Below are 20673 nucleotides of genomic sequence, written 5' to 3' on the forward strand. Positions count from 1 at the left end.
CCTACCACTTGGCCAATCTCGGGGTGACGATCTTACCGCCGAGTCGCCTGATCAACGGTGCGCAGAACTCCTCGCAGAAGTCGTTGCTGGCGATCAGCAGCTGCGGTGTGACCCCCAGATTGATGGACTCCGTCAACAGCTTTCCTTCCGCGTGGTTGTGCCCGAGGATCAGCGGCGCCTTGGACTTGCTCGGCAGCCGCGGATAGACGCGCAGCCCCTCGTCCGCCGCGTCCGCGAGGGCGATCTGAGCATCGGTGATCTCGCTCCGAGCGCCGACCGCGAACAGGTCCATGCCGTTGCCCTCGGGCACGTGCAGACCGCCGACCGTCTTCCAACGGGCGCCCGCGCCCATCTTCTTGGTCATCGCGTCCACCCGGGCCTGGAGGTGCATCGGGTCCGGCGTGGACGAACCGTTGCAGTTGTGGACAAGAACCGGCGTGTCCCCGGCCTCCACGTAATACGTGTGGAGCCCGTCGATCGTCAGGTCGTACGTCGTCGTGTTCGCGTGGAACAGACGGACGCCCGTGACCTCGGCCGTGCCGGTCGGGGTCTGGAGGACGTCGCCCTCGTGGAGGTCCTTCGCCTCCACGAACGCCGACTGTGTGGCGTCGTAGAACGGGTGATGGAACGTGGTGGTGAGGTGGTCGCCCTTGGCAGTCACCTCCGCCGCCTGCGCCTTCTGCGGGGTCGCCGTCAGCGCGCCCAGCACCGCCGCCGAGGCCGCGAGGCCCAGCGCCGCCCTGCGGACCGCCTTCTTGACCTTCGCGCCGCGCTTCGTCGCCTTGACCGTGACGTCCACGAAGTCGTGGTCCGTCTTGGTGACGATGACGTCCGTGACCTTGTGCGACTCGGTACCCGAGACCCCGGGGGCCGAGTTCGCGACCACGTCGCCGACCTTGATCTTGTCGATGGCCTTGGTCGAACCGTTGGCCATCAGCACCTTGGTGTTGCCGGTGAAGCTGTGCGGAACGCCGACCCTGCAGCCGCCGCCCATCTCACTGCGTCCACCGGCCCCTTCCGCCTGGGCCCGGGACGCCGCCGTCTCCGTCGCATCCCGCGCAGCCGTCTCCTCAGCAGCCGCCCCCTTCCCGAACAGCCCGCCCACGGCCTTCATCGCCTTGGGCGCCGCCTTCGCCAGGAGGGCGCCGCCGATCTTGCCGAGGACGCCGCCCAGCGCGCCGGACGCCGCGCCCTCGACCGCCGAGCCCGCGAACGCGCCGACGCTGCATTCGTCGCCGCCCTTCTGGGCGCAGGCGAAGCCCTGGGTGACCAGGGAGCCGACCGCTCCGGCGACCGCCGCGCAGCCGATGGAGCCGACGCCCGCGGTGACCGCCTCGCAGCCCATGAAGACCGCCGTGGAGACCACGAACGAGGTGATCGCGGCCGCGTGGTGCTTCACGAACGTGGCCGTGGTCTTGGCCGCCTTCACGGTGGCGTGGTACGCCGTGCGGGCCGCCTTGGCGACGGTGTGAACCGCTGCCTTGGCCACCTTCTTCGCGGCGTGGACCACGCGCTTCACCGTCTTGGTGACCTTGTGGTACGCCGTGTGCACGGCATGTACCGCCGCGTGGTAGACCCGCTTCACCTTGCGTACCGCGTAGTGGTAGACGCGGCGCACCACCCGCACGGTGTGGCGGTAGACGTCACGGACCTTGTGGACGACCTTCTTCGCCACGTGCTTGGCGACCTGGACGACCTGGTGCACCACCTGGACGGCGGCGTGGTAGATCGGCGCCGCCACGTGGTGGACGACCGCGGCGGCCTTGTGGGCCACCTTCTTGGCGCCGCACACCACGTCGTACCAGGAGCAGTTGCCGGACTGGTCCGTGCCCGCGAGCGGGTTGTCGTTGACGTACGCGAACGGGTTCGCGGACACCGAGTTCGGGACCGGGTTCAGCGAGATGGAGTCCTTGTTGCGGAACTGGCCGGTCGCCGGGTTGTACCAGCGCGAGGCCGTGCCCACGTCGCCCGAGCCGGGCTCGGTCCAGCCGGACTGGAAGCCCAGGTGGCCGAGGACGGTGTTGGTGCCGACCCCCTTGCCCAGCGGGTCGTAGCTCGCCGAGCCGGACAGCGCGGTGGCGCCGGCCGTGAAGGTGCCGATGACGTCGTCGTGCTGGTCGGTGAGGGCCAGCGCGCTGCCGGAGGAGCCGTTGCCGACGCCGACCAGCGAGCCCGAGGCGTCGTAGGTGTAGGTGTAGTTGCCGTCGGAGGCGATGGTGTTGCTCGCGCCCGAGTACTGGAAGGTGCGGCTGCCCTGGGTCGCGGTGTCGGTGTCGGTGATGTTCCGCCCGGTCGCGTCCAGGTTGTACGCGTGGGTGCCCGCGGTGATCTGGGCGCCGAACGCGTCGGTGGTGAAGGCGACGGAGCCGTCCGACCCGGCCTGCTGGGTCATCGTGCCGCGCGCGGAGTAGCTGTAGTTGTGGTTGCCGTCACTGGTGAGCTGGTCGCGGGCGTCGTAGGTGTAGACGTCCGCGCCGACCCGGGTGCGGTTGCCGGAGGCGTCGTAGCCGTAGTTGGTCGTCGTGGAGCCGTTGTTCCACGAAGTGAGCCGGTTGGCCCAGTCGTAGGTGTAGGTGTGGCTCGCCGCGCCCGGCACCCCGGTCGTCGTCTTCGACGTCAGGTTGCCGTTCTTGTCGTAGCCGTACCCGAGGGAGGCCAGCCCGGTGGCGCCCTGCATCAGGGTGTCGCCGGTCAGCCGGTGGGAGGTGTCGTAGCTGAAGGTGCGGGTCTGGCCGGTGGTGCCGTACTTGATCTGGGTGAGCTCGTTGAGCTTGCCGTAGGAGTACGTCAGCCGGTTGTTCGTCGCCGCGTCGTCCAGGGTGGACAGCCGTCCCGCGGTGTCGTAGCCGTACGTCGTCGTGCCGGCCGCGTCGGTGCGGGTCAGCGGCGCCGAGTCGGCGTTGTAGGTGAAGCTGGAGGAGCCGGCCGAGCCGGTCGCGGAGAGCAGGTCGCCGCGGTCGTCGTAGCCGAACGCCTCGTGGGTGGCCGACTGGTGGTCGGCGTTGCCCGCGATGCCCGCCTCGGCGGTGTCCGCCGAGGAGACCCGGCCCGCCTTGTCGTAGGCGAAGGAGCGGGTGGCCGTGGCCGCGTCCGCGCCCTGGCCGTCCATGGTCAGGACCTGGTCGTTCTTGTCGTACGTCAGGGACGTCGACGTGCCGCCCGGCTTGACCGCCTTGACCATCCGGCCGTCGGCGTCATAGCTGAAGGTGGTCGTGGTGTCCGCAGCCGACGTGTACTGCGCGGTCTGCGGCTCGATCACCTTCTCCTGCTGGCCCCACGGGGTGTAGGTGTAGCGCCAGGAGTTGCCCCGCCCGTCGGTGAACCGGGTGCGGTGGCCCGCCTGGTCGTAGCCGAAGCTGGTGGTGATGGACTCGGTGGCGGAGACCGGCTGGATCTCCTGGGTGACCGTGCCCGCCGCGTCATAGGTGAAGCGGGAGGTGTGGCCGAGGGCGTCGGTCGTGGTGACCGCGTTGCCCACCGCGTCGTAGCCGATGGAGGACTGGGCCAGCAGGGTGCCGGCCGCGTCGTACTGCTTGTTGTACGCCGGCTGTCCGGCCGCGTTGTAGTCGGTCTGGGTCCAGGTGTTGTCCGGCAGGATCGTCTTCTGGGGGTTGCCCTCGAAGTCGTAGGTGTACCGGGTGGTGTTGCCCGCCGCGTCCGTGACGGACGTGGTCTCACCCGCCCGGTTGTAGCCGTACGAGGTGGTCACCCCGCCCGGCGTCGTGGTCGACGACACATGCGTGCCGTAGGGGTTGCCCGAGGTCACCGCGTAGGAGTTGGTGCTGGTCAGCGTCCGGGTGGACGGGAACCGCTCCAGCGTGGTGGAGGTGAGCTGGCGGCCCAGGTAGTCATAGGTCGCCTGGGTGGTGGCACCGGTGCCGTCGGTGACCGAGAGCGGCTCGCCGGCGTTGTCGTACGTGGTGTGCACGGTGGCGCCGTCGGGCCTGGTCACCTGGGCGACCCGGCCCAGCTGGTCGTAGAGGTAGCCGGTGGTGCGCCCGCCCGGGGTGGTCGACGACGTCTGGTTGCCCTCGCTGTCGTAGGTCCAGGTGGCGGGCGCGGTGACCGACGCGGAACCGCCGGCCGGGGTGTACTGCGGCAGGGTCTCGGAGACCTTGTTGCCGTTGGCGTCGTAGGCCGTGGTGGTCACGTCGCCGTTCGGGCCCTGCTCCTCGACGGCCTCACCGAAGGTGTTGAAACCGCTGGTGGTGACGGGCCGCACGGTCAGCGGGTTGGTGCCGTCGCGCTCCGCCTGGACGGCCGGGGCGGTGGTGACCGCCAGGTTCCCGGCCTCGTCGTAGGCGTAGGTGGTGGTGTTGAGGTTGGCGTCCGTCATGGACGTGCGCAGACCGCGCTTGTCGTACGTGTACGTGGTCTTCTGCTCGTCCGAGGAGGCGGCGGTGCCGCCCGCGCGTCCCTTGCCGTAGAGCGAGGTGACGTCGGTCGAGGTGAACGCGCGCTGGTAGACCTGCACGTTCGCGACCCCGCCGGGCAGGGCGTCGCCCACGGAGCCGCCGTACTTGGCGGCGCCGATCATCAGCGGCCCGCGCGCGCTCCAGGGAGCGCTGTTGGTGGCGCTGCCGGAGAGCGTGCCGTTGACGTACACCTGCACCGCGCCGTTGGAGGCGTTGTACACGCCCACCACGTGCGTCCAGGCGCCCGCGACGGGCTTCGCCGTGGAGTAGGCGGCCGGGAACGACGGCGAGGCCGCGTCCGAGCTGGTCTGCTCCATGGACCACAGCGGCGCGCCGGTGTGGGCGTAGTTGTACTGGAGCATGAACGCGCTGTTGGTGGTGCCGGCCTGGGCCACGACCGTGGCGTTGTGGGTCGGCAGGGACGCCATGTTCACCCACGCGGAGACCGTGTAGGAGGCGGCGGTGTCGAGCACCGGGCCGTTGGTGGCGATCTGCTGGCCCGTGGTGCCCGCGAAGGTGGCCGAGGAGTCGTTCCAGGTCACACCGGTGGCGGCGGCGGTGTTGCCGGAGCCGGAGGCGTCGGTGACCGTGGAGCCGGAGCTCTGGTCGAGCTTCCACCAGCCGGTCGGGTGCCCGGCGGCGTCACCGTACAGCGTCTCGGCGATCTTGTTGCCCATCGCGTCGTACGCGTTGGTGACCGTCCGGTCCCAGCCCGAGGAGTCGTGGCTGTTCTCGGTGGCGATCTCGTCGTCCGGCGTGTACGACACGCTGGTCACCCGGGCGACCCCGCCCGGGTCGACGGTGGTGGAGGTGTTGCGGGAGGCCGCGTCGACCGTGTGGGTGGTGACGGTCTCGCCGTTGTCGGTGGCGGAGGAGAGCAGGTTGCCCGCCGCGTCGTAGGTGTTGGACTCCAGGACGGTGGAGCTGGTGCCGTCGGCGCTCTTCTTGGTGACCGTCGACGTCAGACCGTTGTCGGTGTAGGTGTACGAGGTCGTCGAGCCCATGGCGTCGGTGACCGACGCGAGGCGGCCCGCCGGGTCGTAGGACCGGGAGGACTCGGTCAGCAGCGACGGCGTCCGCGGGTTCACCGGGTCACCGCTGTACATGGTGCCCTGGGTCAGCAGCTGGCCGTTGTCGTCGTAGGTGTAGCGGATCTCGGTCCCAGAGGAGGAGACCTCCTTGGTCTTGTTGCCCTGGCTGTCGTACGTGTAGGTGACCGTGTTGCCGTTGGGCGCGCCCGCGTTGGCGTTGGCGTCCTTCTTGGTGGCGACGTGGTCGTAGGCGTCGTACGTCTGCGTCTCGGTGCGGGTGTAGTCGCCGCCGCTGCCGTCGGCCACCGACTGCGAGGTGATGTTGCCGTCGACGTCGAAGACGGTGGTGGAGACCGCCGCGTGGACCGCGCCGGTGACCCGGTCGGTGAGCTGCGGGTCCTTCTCCTGCACGACCTGGCCGTCCGCGTCGTACGTGTACGTCGTGGTGAGTCCGGCCGGGTAGGTGTCGGAGACGACCTTCTTGCTCAGGACCTGGCCGACACCGTCATAGGTGTACGAGGTGACCAGACCGCCCGCGTCCGTGGTCGAGGCCACGTCGCCGCTCTTGAAGTACGAGACGGAGTTGACCGCCCCGCCGGGGCTGACCGTCTTCACCGGCAGGCCCTTGGGGACGTTGCCGCCGTCCGCCGCCGGGTAGGTGGCGGTGCCGTCGCTGAAGACGGTGGTGGTGGTGCGCCCGTTCGGGAACCCGGCCACGGCCGGACCGGTGATGGTGGTCTGGTTGCCCGCGCTGTCGTAGCCGAAGGACGTCAGATAGGTGTTGTCCGTCGCGGAGGCCGAACGGCCGTCGCGCCGGGTGAGCAGGATGTCGTTGCGCGGGTCGGCGGTGGTGAGCTGCGCCGTGGTGTCGTCCGGGAAGTACGTGAAGTACTCCGTGGAACAGGCGTTGGCCGCCTGGTTCTGGCAGGAGGTCGTGGAGACCGTGTTGCCGCGGACGTCGTGGCCGGTGACCGTCATCGCCCCGTTGGGGTTGGTGACGGTGTGCTCGAAGCCGCCGGTGTCGTAGCCGAAGCTGGTGGTGTTGCCGAGGCCGTCGGTCTCGGTCAGCGTCCGGTTGTTGTGGCTGACGTCGTACTGGTACGTCAGGGTGGCGTTGGCCGGGGAGGTGACCTTCACCGTGGAGACCGGCAGCAGGCCCGTGGAGTTCTTCGCGGCCTGGAAGTGCGCGGCCGCGTCCTGGGCGGTGAGCGCCGTCCGGTAGGTGGCGGCTTCCGCCAGCGAGCCGTTGAAGTACACGGTCGCCGGGTAGGGCAGACCGGTCCAGCCGGAGCCGGTGGTGCCGGCGCCGAGGTAGGCGGTGGTGCGCCCGCCGTTGGTGAGCGCCGCCGTGCCGGTCCTGGTGGCCGCCTGGGTGCCGTCCAGGTACAGCGTCTGGCCGCTGCCGGTGGCGGAGAGCAGCACATGGTGCCACTTGCCGTCGGTCACCGTGCCGGTGGTGCCCATCTGCACCGAGCCGGAGGTGGTGTAGAAGCCGCCGTAGAGCTTGTTGTCGGTGCCGATCCACAACTGCGGGGTGGTCGAGGCGACCGTGCCGCCGATCGGCGCGCTCTGCGTGTTCATCAGGATCGCGCCGCCGCGCGTGGTGGAGAACCACAGCTCGGCGGAGGCGGAGGTGCTGCCCGTCTGGACGTCCGGCACCTTCACGAAGGAGCTGGTGCCGTTGAAGGCGGCCGTCTTCTGGTCGCCGAAGGGTCCTGCGGCCCCGAGCGTCACGTTGCTGTACGTGCCGTCGCCGCCGCGCGTCTCGTCGACCGCGGCGGACGCGCCCGCGGCCTCACCGAAGCGGAAGTACGTCGCGGGGGCGCCGCCGAGGACCGCGCCCCGGTAGGTCTGGCTGGAGCCGGTGACCGTGGGGGCGCCGATCTTCCAGACGCCGCCGTTCTCGTCGGTCAGCTGAGTGAGCGCCGCCGTGCCCGGGTCGTAGGTCATCGCCGCGTACGTCTTGCCGGACGGGCGGGTGACCGACGACAGCAGGCTGGAGGCGTGCGTGCCGTAGTTGTAGAGCGCGCTGACGTCGGCGGCGACCAGCGGGCGGTCGTACCACGCGGCGCCCGCGATGGAGCCGTTGAAGTAGGTGGCGTAGCCGGTCTTGCTGGTGCTGCTCTGGTGCGGCTGGTCGGGCCAGTTGCCGCCGAGGAAGCCGGTGCCGAGGTAGTTGAACGGCTGGTTCTTGCCGAAGGCGGTGCCGCTCTTGATGGAGACGGTGCCCGAGAGCGAGCCGACCTTGGCGTTGTCCAGGAACAGCGACTGCGAGTTGCCCGCGGCCGAGAGCACCACGTGGTGCCACTTGCCGTCGGCGACCGAGGCGGAGGTGGTGAGCGGGGCGATGCCGCCGCTGTACCAGAACTCGGCGTTCAGCTTGCCGTCGCTGCCGACGTAGATCGACGGGGTGTAGTAGCCCGCCGCGTTGCCCGCGTCGATGGGCTGGGAGGCGTAGGAGTAGAGCACGCCCGGTCCGGCCGAGGTCTTGAACCAGAGCGACAGGGCGCCCGAGTCGGTGTTGTTGCCGGTGTCGTTGGGGAGCGCCACGGCGGAGGAGGTGCCGTTGAAGCCGGCGGCGGTGCCGCCGTTGGGCGGGCCCGCCTGGCCGAGCGTGACGTTCTTGTACGTGGCGTCGAGGGTGTGCTCGTTGCCGAGGACCGCGTCCTTGGCGACGGTGCCCGAGGACTCGCCCAGCGGCCACATGGCGCGCGGGTCGAGGTCGAGCGAGGCGTTCTGGTACTGCGAGCCCGCGGTGTAGGTGTACTTGGTGCAGGCGGTGGTGGTGGACGGCGGGCAGACCGAGACGAGCTGGTCGCCGGTGTAGCCGTAGGTCCAGGTCAGCGCGGTGGACGGGGTGCCGGCCACGACCGGGTCGGTGACGACGGTCGCCACATGGGCCGCCGCGGCGCCGGACGGCGTCGACCAGGTCACGTTCAGGGCGCGCCCGGAGACGGCGGAGGCCATCTTGGTGACGTGGCCGCCGGACCAGGTGAAGGTCAGCGCGCGGCCGTTGGCGTCGGTCACCGAGGTGATGCCGTAGCCGCCGGAGCCGAGCGCCTGGGTGAAGGTGTAGACGGTGTCGTCCTTGTCGGTCAGCGAGTAGCCGCCGGTGACCGACTTGAAGGTGGAGTAGCGGCCGGAGCCGGAGGAGAAGCTGCCGTCGCCGTTCCTGCCGTACCCGACCTGCGAGCCGTTGGGGTAGGAGACGACCGCTCCGGTGACCGCGCCCGCGGCGTTGTACTGCTCGGTGGCGCGGGTGTCGAAGATCGCCGACCAGCCGGAGCCGAAGGAGCCGGTCCAGCGCGGGTCGCGGGAGTTGTAGTCGCGCACCACGTCGAGGCTGGGGCCGACGGTCGAGATCGAGGCGTCGGTGTCGCTGGTGGTGTAGTTGCCGCTGGAGGCGTCGAAGCCGTGGTCACCGCTGTTCTGCGACAGCCCCGAGGTGACCACCGGCTGGGGCACCTGGATCTGGAGCGCGTACCAGTCGGCGGCCGGGGTGTAGAGCGAACCGTCGTAGCCCTGGACCGTCCAGTAGTACGTCTGGCCCCACTTGAGCTTGCCCGCCGGGACCGTCCAGTCTCCGTTGGCGATCAGGCCCGAGTCGGCGACCTTGGTGTTGGTGTTGTCGTAGACCTGGAAGACGTACTGCGGGGTGGTGGTGACGTCGTCGCCCGCCCACGCGGTCAGATGGGGCGTGGTGGTGTCGGCGACGGCGTTGTTGTTCGGGTACTGCTGGTAGATCTGCGGGGCCGCGTTGCCGGTGTAGGTGACCGACATGTACGGACCGAGCGCCGGGTCGTTGAACGAGCCGAACTGCTTCCAGTGCAGGTTGTCGTTGGTGGCCGCGTAGACGGCGAGGCCGTTGTCGGCGGTGGTGCCGTTGAACCACCCCTGGATGGCGGTGGTGCTCAGCGGCACGTCCACCCAGTCGCCCACGGTCCGGTCGGCGCCGGTGTTGGCGCAGGCCTTGGGCACGCTGGGGGTGGCGTTGCCGATGGAGGAGCCGTAGGACGGGCCGGGGTAGCCGGTCACCGTGCTGGGCTTCCACGCCTGGGTGACCAGGGCGACGTCGAAGCGCTCCGGGGTGCAGGTGGAGGCCCAGGTGTCGAAGAGGTGCAGGGTCGCCGAGGTGACCGTGGCCTTCGTGCCGTCCCAGGTGTTGTACCAGTGGTTGACGTAGGCGGCCGCCGAGTGCGGGCCGGAGTCGTAGGAGCCGACCTTGATGGTCTGCTCGGAGGAGTGGTCACCGGGGGCGCCGGACTCGGCGTAGGTGGTGGTCCAGCCGTCGGTGACGGTCGGGTCGACGGTGACCGGGAAGACGCGGGCCCGGTCGTGCAGCCAGCGCGGGTCCAGGGTGACCTTCAGGGCGGTCTTCGCGCCCTGGCGGACCAGCTGGTAGGTCACGGAGTGCGTGGTGGCCGGGTCACCGGAGCGCGGGTCGACCTTCGCGTCGTAGGCGTACGCGGAAGGGATGCGCTCGACGGTCTTGCCGGCGGTGTCCACCAGGTCGATGGAGCCGTCCTTCGCCTGCCGGGCGGTCAGGCCCTTGAGGTCGAGGGGGAAGGTCCAGACGTTGCCGGCCTGCGCGGAGTGCAGGACGATCGCTTCCTTGAGCCCGGTCGCGGTGGGCGCGAGCTCCAGGTCGGTCCCGGGCAGGACGTTTGCGTAGGTGACCCGGGAGCCGTGCGCGACGCCGGTGACGGGGGCCGCGCCCTGGAGGCCGTAGCTGAGGGCGTGCGAGCCGTCGGTGGCGAAGGAGGCGAGGGCGGGGTCGGCGGCCTTGGCGGCGAAGTCGACGTCGAGGGAGTTCGCCTTCTCGTGCCAGCGCTTGTCAGGGCCGGCTCTCACGTCCACGTCGATGGGCTGCCACTTGCCCTCGCCGTCCTTGTAGTTCACCGGCGCCATGGCGACCTGCCGGGTCAGCGTGCCGTCCGCGTTGTCGAAGACCGTGGCGGTACGGGTGGACTTGGCCGGATTGCGGTGGCTTGTCTTGGCGTTGAAGCCCTGGGCCGAGCGGCTCTTGCCGCCCTTGGTGGCCTTCGCGTACGGGTGGTACGCGTCGAGCTCGCCGCGGCCCTTGCCCGGCTTGTGCCCCTTGCCCTTGTTCGCCTTGGTGGCGGCGGCACTGGCGTGGTGGCCGTGACCGGCGGCGGTGCCGCCCTGCTGCTTGGGGAGCGAGCCCCAGTGCGGGTCCTTGAACCAGGCGGTGACGGAGCTCAGGCTGGGCAGCGATATCCGGCCCAGATGGGCGTCGTCGGCCATGGCCTGCTGGGTGGTCAGCATCAGCGCGAGGCTGGTGAGCAGCAGCAGCGCCACACGTCTGTGACGGCGGCGGTACAACGAGGGCCGCCGTATGGAACGGCGGAACGGGCGCGGGCGCACGAGGCGTCTCCTCAGACAAGGGATGAGAGGGCGAACAGGCCGATCAGGGCACAGCAAGGCCCTGAAGACAGAAACGCGCCGATCTTGTCCGTAAAGAGCACCTAAATGACAGTCAGCGGACCCGTTCTTGGCTGCCGCTTGAGCAACCCATTGCACGAGTGGAATGAGTTGTTCCGTCTGTCCGGTTCGGACTTTCCCCTACTTTTGCCAGAAGAAGGACCGCTCCATACCTGGGGCGGGTAGCCCCGGGCGAAAGGTCAAGCGCGTCCCGCGCCCGACGGGAGGCGCAGCAGCGCGTCGACGTGCCGTCGGATCTCGGCGGCCCGTTCCGGGTCGCCGGTGCCGTACGGACTCTCGAAGTACGGCAGGACCGCACGGTACTCGGCGAGCGCGGCGGCGGCCTCGCCGAGCTGCTCCAGGCAGAGCGCCGCGTCGTGGCGGAACGCCAGCGCCTGCGGGTCGGCCGGGCCCGCCTCGGCGGCCCGCTCCCCCGCGAGCCGGCGCAGCTCCGGCAGCGCCCGGCGGTACTGGCCGTCGTCCATCAGCGTCGCCGCGTACTGCTTGCGCAGGATCCGCACCACCGGGGAGCCCTCGCCGTGCCGGGCGGCGGCGGCCGGCAGGATCGCGCCGAGGATGTCGACGGCCTGGGTGATCCGCCCCTCGCCGAGCAGCCGCTTGGCCTCGTCGACGGCGCCCGCGACATCGGGCTGCGCGGGTCCGGGCGCCCGGGGTGGCACCGGCGGGGCCGCGGGCGGCACATGCGCCGGCGGCGGGGTGGCCGCGCGGTCCGGCCAGGGGGCGTGTGGGCGCAGGAACGGGCGCGTCGGGTCGAGCGGGTGCCCGGCCGGGGTCCCGCGCACCGGAAGCAGCGGGGCGAGCGCCTCGTACACCTCCTGCGCGGAGGCGGGCCGGCGCTGCGGGTCCTTGGCGAGCAGCCGCAGCACCAGCGCCTCCAGGGCCTCGGGCACCTCCGGCCGGACCTGGCGGACCGGGAGCGGCGGCTCGTAGAGGTGGCGGTGGAGCACGCCGAGCGCGGTGGTCCCGGCGAAGGGGACGTTTCCGCTGAGCAGTTCGTGGAGCAGCACTCCGAGCGCGTACAGGTCCGTGTACGGGCCGACCGCGCCGCCCATCGCCTGCTCGGGCGCCATGTACGCCGGGGAGCCGATCGGCGAGCCGGTGCGGGTGAGGCGGGTGGTGTCGTGGTCGAGGACCGCGGCGACCCCGAGGTCCAGGACGGTGACCGTGCCGTCGGGCCGCACCATCACGTTGCGGGGCTTGAGGTCGCGGTGGACGATCGGCACCGCGTGCACGGCGGAGAGGGCCGCGCACAGCTGGGCCGCGACCGCCACCGCCCAGGGCCAGGGGTAGGGCTCGTGCTCGGCGAGGTGGTCGGCGAGGTCGGCGCCCTCCACGTGCTGCATCACGAGGTAGAGGTCGTCGCCGTCGCTGCCCGCGTCGTGGACTGTGACCAGGCCCGGGTGGTCGACCTGGGCGGTCACCCGGCACTCGCGCACGAACCGGCGCCGGGTCTCGTCGGCGGCGCTCGATCCCGCCACCGCGTCGGGGCGCAGCAGCTTCACCGCGACCCGGCGGTCCAGGCGCTGGTCGTACGCCGTCCAGACCTGGCCCATGCCGCCCTGGCCGAGCAGCGCCGCCAGCTCGTAGCGGTCCGCGACCACGCGCCCGGCGCTCACCGGCCCTCCTCCTGGCGCAGCAGACTGCTCAGCTCGTCGAGCTCGGCGCGGACCTGGTGGATGCGCGGGGACGGCGGCGCGGGCGGACGGGGCGGCGGGGGCGGCAGCCGCCGCTGGTGGAAGTGGATGTCGGAGGCCAGGTAGTAGACGACCACCACGAGCGCCTGCGCCAGCAGGATCGCCATGCCGACGTCGGAGACCCAGCTGTCCTCGAAGTGGGTGTGCAGCATCGACAGACAGCCGAGGTTGACCGTCAGCTGCGCCCAGAACAGCGCCCAGTCGCGCCGGGTGCGGCGGACGATGGCGAGCCGCAGCATCGCCGTCCACGCCAGCAGGCCGAGGGTGAGCACCACCAGCACGGAGAAGACCACCCGGATGGTGATCACCTTCATGCTCGCGGGGCTCGGCATCTGCGCTCCTGACAGGGCGGGACGGACATCGCTGGCCAGAGCGTAGAGGTGACGCGCGGTCAGGGTCCACCCAGGTCGGGGGCGGTGGGACGGAACCTGACGGTCCGGATCTACTCGGGCCGTACGGCCCCGTCCGTGAGCCCGTCGTGCAGCCCCTGCACCAACTGCTCGCCCAGGCGGCCCGCGAGCCGCAGCGCGTCCTCGAACGCGGCCAGCGCCCGGAACCGCTCGCCGTAGCGGCGCTGTTCGTCCAGCGGCAGCCGGGGCAGCTGGAGCCGGCGCACGTCGAGCCGGGAGGCGGTGGTGGCGTAACTGCTGGCCTGGCGGTTGTTGGCGGTGCCGCGCAGGAACCCGGCGAGGAACCACGGGTCGAGGGCGGCCGGGGCGGGCCGCAGCAGCTGGAGGTTGCGGCCGAGCGCGGCCCCGGCGGCGGCCTCGTCGACGACCCGCGCGACCGTGCCGCCGCCGAGCACCGGCACCACCACGTCCCCGGGTTCGGTCAGCACCGGCTCCTCGGCGGGGCCGTCGGGCAGGGTGCCGGAGGGGGCGGTGCCGCCGAGCACGTCCTGCTCGGTGAGGACGGGCACGCCGGGTGCCCCGGTGCCCGCGCCGCCGGAGCGCAGCACCAGGGCGCCCGCGCGGGCGAGTTCGCCGACGGTGGTCAGCGGCAGCCGGGTGCCCGGGTGCGGGGCGGGGGCGGTGGCCGGCGGGGTCAGTTCGGCGGTCCGCCGCAGGGTCGCGCCGAGCTCCTCGCGTACGGCCTCCAGCGCGTCGGCGCCACCCGCCGCGGCCGGGGGCGGCAGATGGCGGGCGGGGGCCAGGTCCACGTCGTCGTCGAGGAGTTCGATGACGGGGACCGCGCGGGAGATGCCGGGCCGCTCCTCGGCGGTGCCGTCCCGGTCGAAGGGCGCCCAGGCGTCCAGGACCGCGCTCTGCACGGTCTGCCAGGGCAGCTTCTCCCGGCCGCCCCCCTCGCCGCCGGGCAGCCCGGCGGCGTCGACGAGCAGCAGTTCGGGCGCGGGGTGGGTGCCCGCGCCCGGCTTGCGCAGCACCCACAGATGGAGGGGGATGCCGTACGGCGGTGCGGCTCCGGCGGGCAGCGCGACGACCGCCCGCAGGGCGCCCCGGCGCAGCAGCCCGGCGCGGATACGGCGGCCGGAGCGGCGGGAGGCGGCGGCCGGGGGCATCAGCAGCACGGCCGTGCCGCCCTCGCGCAGCCGGGCCAGCGCGTGCTGCACCCAGGCCAGTTCGGACTCGGTGCGCGCGGGCAGGCCGTACTCCCAGCGCGGGTCGTAGGCGAGCTCGTCGTGGCCCCAGCCGCGCTCGTTGAACGGCGGGTGGCAGAGCACCGCGTCGACGGTGAGCGCGGGGAAGGCGTCGGCGCGCAGCGAGTCGGCGGCGGCCGTGCGCACCTCGGCGGGGCCGTGCAGGGCCAGGCGCAGTCCGGCGAGCGCCGCGAGCTCCGGGTCGGCGTCCTGTCCGTACACCGCCTGCGCGTGCGGGACCGCGCGCAGCAGCGTGCCGGTGCCGCACGCGGGGTCGAGCACCGAGGCGGCCTGCGAGGCCAGCGCGAGCGCGGCCATCAGCTCGGCGGGGCCGGGCGGGGTGAGGGTGTACTGGCGCGGGTTGGCGTCGAGGTGGCGGCCGAGCAGGAACTCGAAGGTCTGCCGGGCGCCCAGCTCGGCGGCGAGCTCCCCGACCCCCCGCAGCAGCGGTACGGACGCGGCGAGCTCGGCGGGGGAGGGAGCGGGGGCCGGGGCCAGGGCCGGGGTGTTCACAGCGTCGGTGTGAACAGTCTCCTCCAGCGTCCGCGCGAGCCCCTGGGCCAGTCCGGTGTCCCCGAGCGCGGCGAGGCGGCGCCAGGCGTCCGGGTCGTCACGGAGGAGCAGGAGCGCGCGGCCCGCGTGGACCAGGCCCGTCACGGCCCCCGCGGGATGGCCGGAGAGCTGCTGCCAGACACGCTCGCGCAGCGGCACCTCGGCGAGTTTCCCCTGGTCGCGCAGCCACTGCTCGACCTCGGGCAGGGCGAAGGAGGGGCTGGTCTCGGTGCCGCCGACGGGCTTGGGGAAGTCGGCGTGGCGGCGGCGCCAGTTGCTGACGGCCGCCCGGCCCACCCCGGCGAGCCGGGCGATCCCGGCGGCGGTCACCTCGCCTGCGTTGTCCGGCACGGGCCCGACTCCCCTCGTCTGTTGTGCCGCCCAGCATAGCGATCCCCTTCGGAGCACTCCATACACGAGCGTGAACGTGCACATTCCTGTGAACCTTGTTGACTCGGTTCACACTCTCTGTTGTGATGGGCCCATCGGTTCACCAGGCCCCCCCCCGGGGGTCCGACGGAAAGGCACAGCCATGTCTCAGCACCAGCGCAACTGGTTCGCCCGCCACAAGGTCCTCACCGGCGTCGGCGCGGTCGTCGCGGTCGTCGCCATCGGCGGCGCGGTCGGCGCGGGCGGCGGCTCGGACGACAAGGCGCCCACCGGCGCGGCCTCCCAGGAGGCACCGGGCAAGACGGGCGGGAGCCCGGCGGCCGGGAAGAAGAAGCCGGAGGCCGAGAAGAAGGAGAAGGGCCTGGGCGACGGCAGCTTCCAGGTCGGCACGGACATCAAGCCCGGTACGTATGTGAGCACCGGCAACAAGGACGGCTGTTACTGGGAGCGGTCCAAGGACGCCTCGGGCAGCACCGACGCGATTCTCGCCAACGACAATGTGACCGGCGCCAGTTACGTCACCGTGCTGGCGAGCGACAAGATCTTCAAGAGCAGCGACTGCGAGGACTGGCACCTGTTCGACCCCAAGGCCCCGGCCAAGGGCGCCCCCAGGACGACCCTCAAGGGCGACGGGGGCATGTTCAAGGTGGGCACCGACATCGCGCCGGGCACGTACAAGTCGGCCGGCAACAAGGACGACCAGTGCTACTGGGAGCGCGCCAAGGACGCCTCGCACAGCACCGAGGCCATCGCGGCGAACGAGAACGTGACCGGCACGGCGATCGTGAAGATCGGCGCGGGCGACGCGTACTTCAAGAGCAGCGGCTGCCAGGACTGGGTGAAGACGGGCTGAGCGTCAGCCGTGCCGCCGGGAGCGGACGGGCCTCACCCGGTGGGCAGCTCCTGCCGCGGGCACTCGGTGAGGACCTTCTTCATCGCCTGCTTCTCGGCCTCCGTCACCCACACCCCGTACTTCCTCTTGACTGCCACCTGGTCCGCCACGTACGTGCAGCGGCCGGCCGCGAACGTCGGCAGCCAGGTCGCCGCGTCGCCGTCGCTCTTGCGCCGGTTCTCGCCGGCGTCGACGGCCAGCAGGTTCAGCGGGTCGTTGGCGAACGCCACCCGCTTCTTCTTGTCCCAGCTCTGGGCGCCCTTCTGCCAGGCGTCCGACAGGGCCACCACATGGTCGATGTCGACCTTGCTGCTGCCCCGGACGAACTTGATGGTCCGGCCGGTGTAGACGTCCTTGGTCAGGGTCCCGGACGCGATGTCGCACTTGTCCTTGTACTTCACGTCCTTCAGGTCCCGTTTGAGGATGTCCTCCCGGGTGGCGCAGCCGTTGGCGTCGGTGTCGGTCCAGCCCCGGCCGAACTGGTCGCGCGAGTAACCGGTCTTCGGCGCCCGGCCCTTCACGGTGAGGGTGTCGACGGCCGCCAGGGCGCCGCCCCGCGCGGCGGGCGCGCCGGGCTTCGCCGTCCTGGTGCCGCTGTCGCTTTCGGAGCAGCCGGTGAGGGCGAGGGCGGCCGCGAGCACGGCGGCGCCCAGGGCGGTTCGGTTCGTAGGCGTCACAGCGGCCGTCCTCCAGGAAAGTTGGCGGGATCCCGAAATCCTAGGGACTCCTACCCGCCGGCCCGGCGGCCACAAGGGCTCGAAGGCGGAAAGTCACGGGCGGCCCGGACGCCCGCGCACGAAGGCGCGGGGCCCGCACCCCCCATGCCCCTCTCCCCCGGCGCCGGGCCGCCCGCCCCGGGGCGTCCCCACCCGGCCGCTACCGCGCTCCCGCCCGGCTCACGACCCCAGGATCGTGGTGAGGAACTCGCCCGTCCACGCCAGCAGTTCGCGGCCCACCACCGGCTTCCCGCCGATCCTGCCCGCCGTCGGGCGCGGCACCAGGATCTGGCGGGTGGGCGCCTTGATGACCGTACGCGGGTGGAGCCGCTTCAGACGCAGCTCCTGGGACTCGCGCAGCTCCACCGGCGCGAAGCGGATGTTGGCGCCCTGGAGCACGATCTCGCCGACCCCGCAGGCCCGCGCCAGCATCCGCAGCCCGGCCACGAGCAGCAGGTTCTCCACCGGCTCGGGCAGCTTGCCGTACCGGTCGGTGAGCTCCTCGCGGACGGCCCGGATGTCGTCCTCGGAGTTGGCCGAGGCGATCGCCCGGTAGGCCTGGAGCCGCAGCCGCTCGCCCGGCGCGTAGTCGTGCGGGACGTGCGCGTCGACCGGCAGCTCGATCTTGACCTCCAGCGGGGCCTCCTCCTGCGCCCCGCCCTCCAGCTGCGCCCGGTAGTCCGCGACGGCCTCGCCGACCATCCGCACGTACAGGTCGAAGCCGACGCCCGCGATGTGGCCGGACTGCTCGCCGCCGAGCAGGTTGCCCGCGCCGCGGATCTCCAGGTCCTTCATCGCCACGTACATGCCCGCACCCATCTCCGTGTGCTGGGCGATGGTCGCCAGGCGCTCGTGGGCGGTCTCGGTGAGCGGCTTCTCCGGCGGGTAGAGGAAGTAGGCGTACCCGCGGTCGCGGCCGCGGCCCACCCGGCCGCGCAGCTGGTGGAGCTGGGAGAGGCCGAAGTTGTCGCCGCGCTCGACGATGAGGGTGTTGGCGTTGGAGATGTCGATGCCGGACTCGACGATCGTGGTCGAGACGAGCACGTCGAACTTCTTCTCCCAGAAGTCGACGACGACCTGCTCCAGCTCGGACTCGCCCATCTGCCCGTGCGCGGTGCGGATGCGCGCCTCGGGCACGATCTCGCGCAGCCGTGCCGCCGCCCGGTCGATGGACTCCACCCGGTTGTGGATGTAGAAGACCTGGCCCTCGCGCAGCAGTTCACGCCGGATCGCGGCGCCGATCTGCTTCTCCTCGTACGGCCCCACGAAGGTCAGCACCGGGTGGCGCTCCTCCGGCGGGGTGGTGATCGTCGACATCTCGCGGATGCCGGTGACCGCCATCTCCAGCGTGCGGGGAATGGGGGTGGCGGACATGGTCAGCACGTCCACGTTGGCGCGCAGCTTCTTCAGCTGTTCCTTGTGCTCGACGCCGAAGCGCTGCTCCTCGTCGACGACGACCAGGCCCAGGTCCTTGAACTTGGTCTCGGAGGAGAAGAGGCGGTGGGTGCCGATGACGATGTCGACCGAGCCGTCCTTGAGGCCCTCGAGCGTCGCCTTCGCCTCGGTGTCGGTCTGGAAGCGGCTCAGCGCCCGCACGTTCACCGGGAACTGGCCGTACCGCTCGGAGAAGGTGCCGAAGTGCTGCTGGACCAGGAGCGTGGTGGGCACCAGGACCGCCACCTGCTTGCCGTCCTGGACCGCCTTGAACGCCGCGCGGACCGCGATCTCGGTCTTGCCGTAGCCGACGTCGCCGCAGATCAGCCGGTCCATCGGGACCGTCTTCTCCATGTCCTCCTTGACCTCGGCGATGGTGGAGAGCTGGTCGGGCGTCTCCACGTACGGGAAGGCGTCCTCCAGTTCGCGCTGCCAGGGGGTGTCGGGGCCGAAGGCGTGGCCGGGGGCGGCCATCCGTGCCGAGTACAGCTTGATGAGGTCGGCGGCGATCTCCTTGACCGCCTTCTTGGCCCGCTGCTTGGTCTTGGTCCAGTCGGCGCCGCCGAGCCGGTGCAGGGTCGGGGCCTCGCCGCCCACGTACTTGGTGACCTGCTCCAGCTGGTCGGTGGGAATGTAGAGCCGGTCACCGGGCTGGCCGCGCTTGGCGGGGGCGTACTCCACCAGCAGGTATTCGCGGGTGGCGCCCTGGACGGTCCGCTGGACCATCTCCAGGTAACGGCCCACGCCGTGCTGCTCGTGCACGATGTAGTCGCCCACTTCGAGGGTGAGCGGGTCGATGGTCTTGCGGCGGCGGGCCGGCATCCGGCCCAGGTCCTTGCTGACCGTGCGCTGCCCGGTCAGATCCGTCTCGGTGAGCACGGCCAGGCGCAGGGCCGGGTCGACGAAGCCGTGGTCGATGGCGCCGCAGGCGACCTGGACCACCGAGGGGGCGATCTCGGCCTGCCCCTTCGTCGCGTCCAGCACGGCGAGGCGGGCGGGGATGCCCTCGCCGCCGAGGACCTCCACGGTCCGGGCCGCCGGGCCGTGCGCCTCCGTTACGTAGAGAACGCGCCAGCCGTCCGCGAGCCACTGCTTGGTGTCCGCGAGCGCCCGCTGGGTGTCACCCCGGTAGGTCTCCGGAGCGTGCATGCCGAGCTTGAGGGCGGCGTCGTCCGCGTCCGTGTCGTCGGCCGCGAAGGGCGAGACGGACCACCACATCATGCCGAGCTCGCGGGCCCGGTCGCGGACGTCCGCGATGCCCCACAGCGAGGCCGCGCCGACGTCGATCGGGGCTTCGCCGCCGCCCGCCGTCGCCGCCCAGGAGGCCTGGAGGAACTCCTGGCTCGTCGCCACCAGGTCGGTGGCCCGGGTGCGCACCCGCTCGGGGTCGCAGACCACCGCCATGGCACCCTTGGGCAGCACGTCGAGCAGCAGCTCCATCTCGTCGACCAGGACCGGCGCCAGCGACTCCATGCCCTCGACCGCGATGCCCTCCGCGATCTTGCCGAGCAGCTCGGCCAGCTCCGGATGGAGCTCGGCGAGGGCGGCGGCCCGGGCGCGCACCTCGTCGGTGAGCAGCAGCTCGCGGCAGGGCGGCGCCCACAGACCGTGCTCGGCGACTTCGAGCGAACGCTGGTCCGCGATCTTGAAGTAACGGATCTCCTCGACATCGTCGCCCCAGAACTCCACCCGGAGCGGATGCTCCTCGGTCGGGGGGAAGACATCCAGGATGCCGCCGCGGACGGCGAACTCGCCGCGCTTCTCGACCAGCTCCACGCGCGAGTACGCGGCGGCGGCCAGACCCTCGACGATCTCGTTCAGGTCCGCCGACTGCCCGGTGCGCAGCGCCACGGGCTCCAGGTCCCCCAGGCCTTTGACCTGCGGTTGCAGAACGGAACGGATCGGCGCGACCACCACGCCGACCGGACCCGCCGCCGGGTCGTCGTCCCGGGGGTGCGTCAGGCGCCGCAGCACCGCGAGCCGGCGGCCCACCGTGTCACTGCGGGGCGAGAGGCGCTCGTGCGGCAGCGTCTCCCAGGACGGGAACTCGGCCACCTCGTCCGGGGGCAGCAGGGAGCGCAGCGCCGCCGCCAGGTCCTCCGCCTCGCGCCCGGTCGCGGTCACCGCGAGCACCGGACGCCCGCTCTCGCGGGCCAGGGCGGCCACCGCGAAGGGCCGGGCGGCGGGCGGGCCGACGAGGTCGACATGCATCCGGTGGCCGTCGGTGGCGGCCTTGACCGCTTCGGCGAGCGCCGGGTCCCGTACCACCGCGTCCAGCAGACCGTGCAGGCTCATGAAGGGCTTCCATCTTCGGGAGAGGGCAACGCGAACCGCCCGACACGTCGTACGGGCCGGGGGTTCCCAGCGTACGACGTGGGTGTGACAGCCGCGCGGGAAGCAGGCCCGGGGGCGCGCGTGACTCGGTTCACCCCTTCGGCGGTATTCCTGCGTAAAAGGTGAGCCTTTGCAAATCTTGTGGAAACCCATAG

The 20673-nt window shown here is 71.7% G+C and carries 6 protein-coding genes and 1 pseudogene; 1 reads left to right on the forward strand and 6 read right to left on the reverse strand.

Annotation, left to right across the window (positions count from 1 at the left end):
- Position 1: 1 nt before the first annotated feature.
- From ACZ4MU_RS00440 to ACZ4MU_RS00455, 4 genes and pseudogenes are all read right to left on the reverse strand, one after another.
- Positions 2-10765, reverse strand: coding sequence for a LamG-like jellyroll fold domain-containing protein (locus tag ACZ4MU_RS00440; RefSeq protein ID WP_467869216.1), 10764 nt, complete (start codon positions 10763-10765; stop codon positions 2-4).
- Positions 10766-11118: 353 nt separating this feature from the next.
- Positions 11119-12525, reverse strand: a pseudogene (locus ACZ4MU_RS00445) (serine/threonine-protein kinase); the annotation flags it as partial.
- Positions 12522-12935 carry a hypothetical protein gene (locus ACZ4MU_RS00450; RefSeq protein WP_467869218.1) on the reverse strand — a complete coding sequence of 138 codons (414 nt, stop codon included), beginning with the start codon at positions 12933-12935 and terminating at the stop codon, positions 12522-12524. The gene ACZ4MU_RS00450 and the pseudogene ACZ4MU_RS00445, both read right to left, overlap by 4 nt.
- A 110-nt stretch (positions 12936-13045) precedes the next feature.
- Positions 13046-15103, reverse strand: a complete 2058-nt coding sequence (locus tag ACZ4MU_RS00455) for an HsdM family class I SAM-dependent methyltransferase (RefSeq protein ID WP_467869220.1) — start codon at positions 15101-15103, stop codon at positions 13046-13048.
- A 181-nt stretch (positions 15104-15284) separates the two neighbouring features.
- On the opposite strand from ACZ4MU_RS00455, the gene ACZ4MU_RS00460 reads away from it, so the two are divergent.
- Complete coding sequence (locus tag ACZ4MU_RS00460) at positions 15285-15995, forward strand: hypothetical protein (protein WP_467869222.1); 711 nt, start codon at positions 15285-15287, stop codon at positions 15993-15995.
- A 32-nt stretch (positions 15996-16027) separates the two neighbouring features.
- On the opposite strand, the gene ACZ4MU_RS00465 is transcribed toward ACZ4MU_RS00460, so the two are convergent.
- A complete protein-coding gene (locus ACZ4MU_RS00465; RefSeq protein ID WP_467869224.1) occupies positions 16028-16711 on the reverse strand; it encodes an HNH endonuclease family protein in 684 nt (227 codons plus the stop codon).
- 219 nt (positions 16712-16930) lie between these two features.
- Complete coding sequence (gene mfd / locus ACZ4MU_RS00470) at positions 16931-20479, reverse strand: transcription-repair coupling factor (RefSeq protein WP_467869226.1); 3549 nt, start codon at positions 20477-20479, stop codon at positions 16931-16933.
- Between the last annotated feature and the right edge of the window lie 194 nt (positions 20480-20673).

The organism is Streptomyces sp. NPDC026377 (genome assembly GCF_055567715.1).

Coding starts and splice junctions, on each gene's coding strand:
- ACZ4MU_RS00450 (WP_467869218.1), bottom strand. CDS start 12,935: ATGCCGAGCCCCGCGAGCATGAAGGTGATCACCATCCGGGTGGTCTTC.
- ACZ4MU_RS00460 (WP_467869222.1), top strand. CDS start 15,285: ATGTCTCAGCACCAGCGCAACTGGTTCGCCCGCCACAAGGTCCTCACC.
- mfd (WP_467869226.1), bottom strand. CDS start 20,479: ATGAGCCTGCACGGTCTGCTGGACGCGGTGGTACGGGACCCGGCGCTC.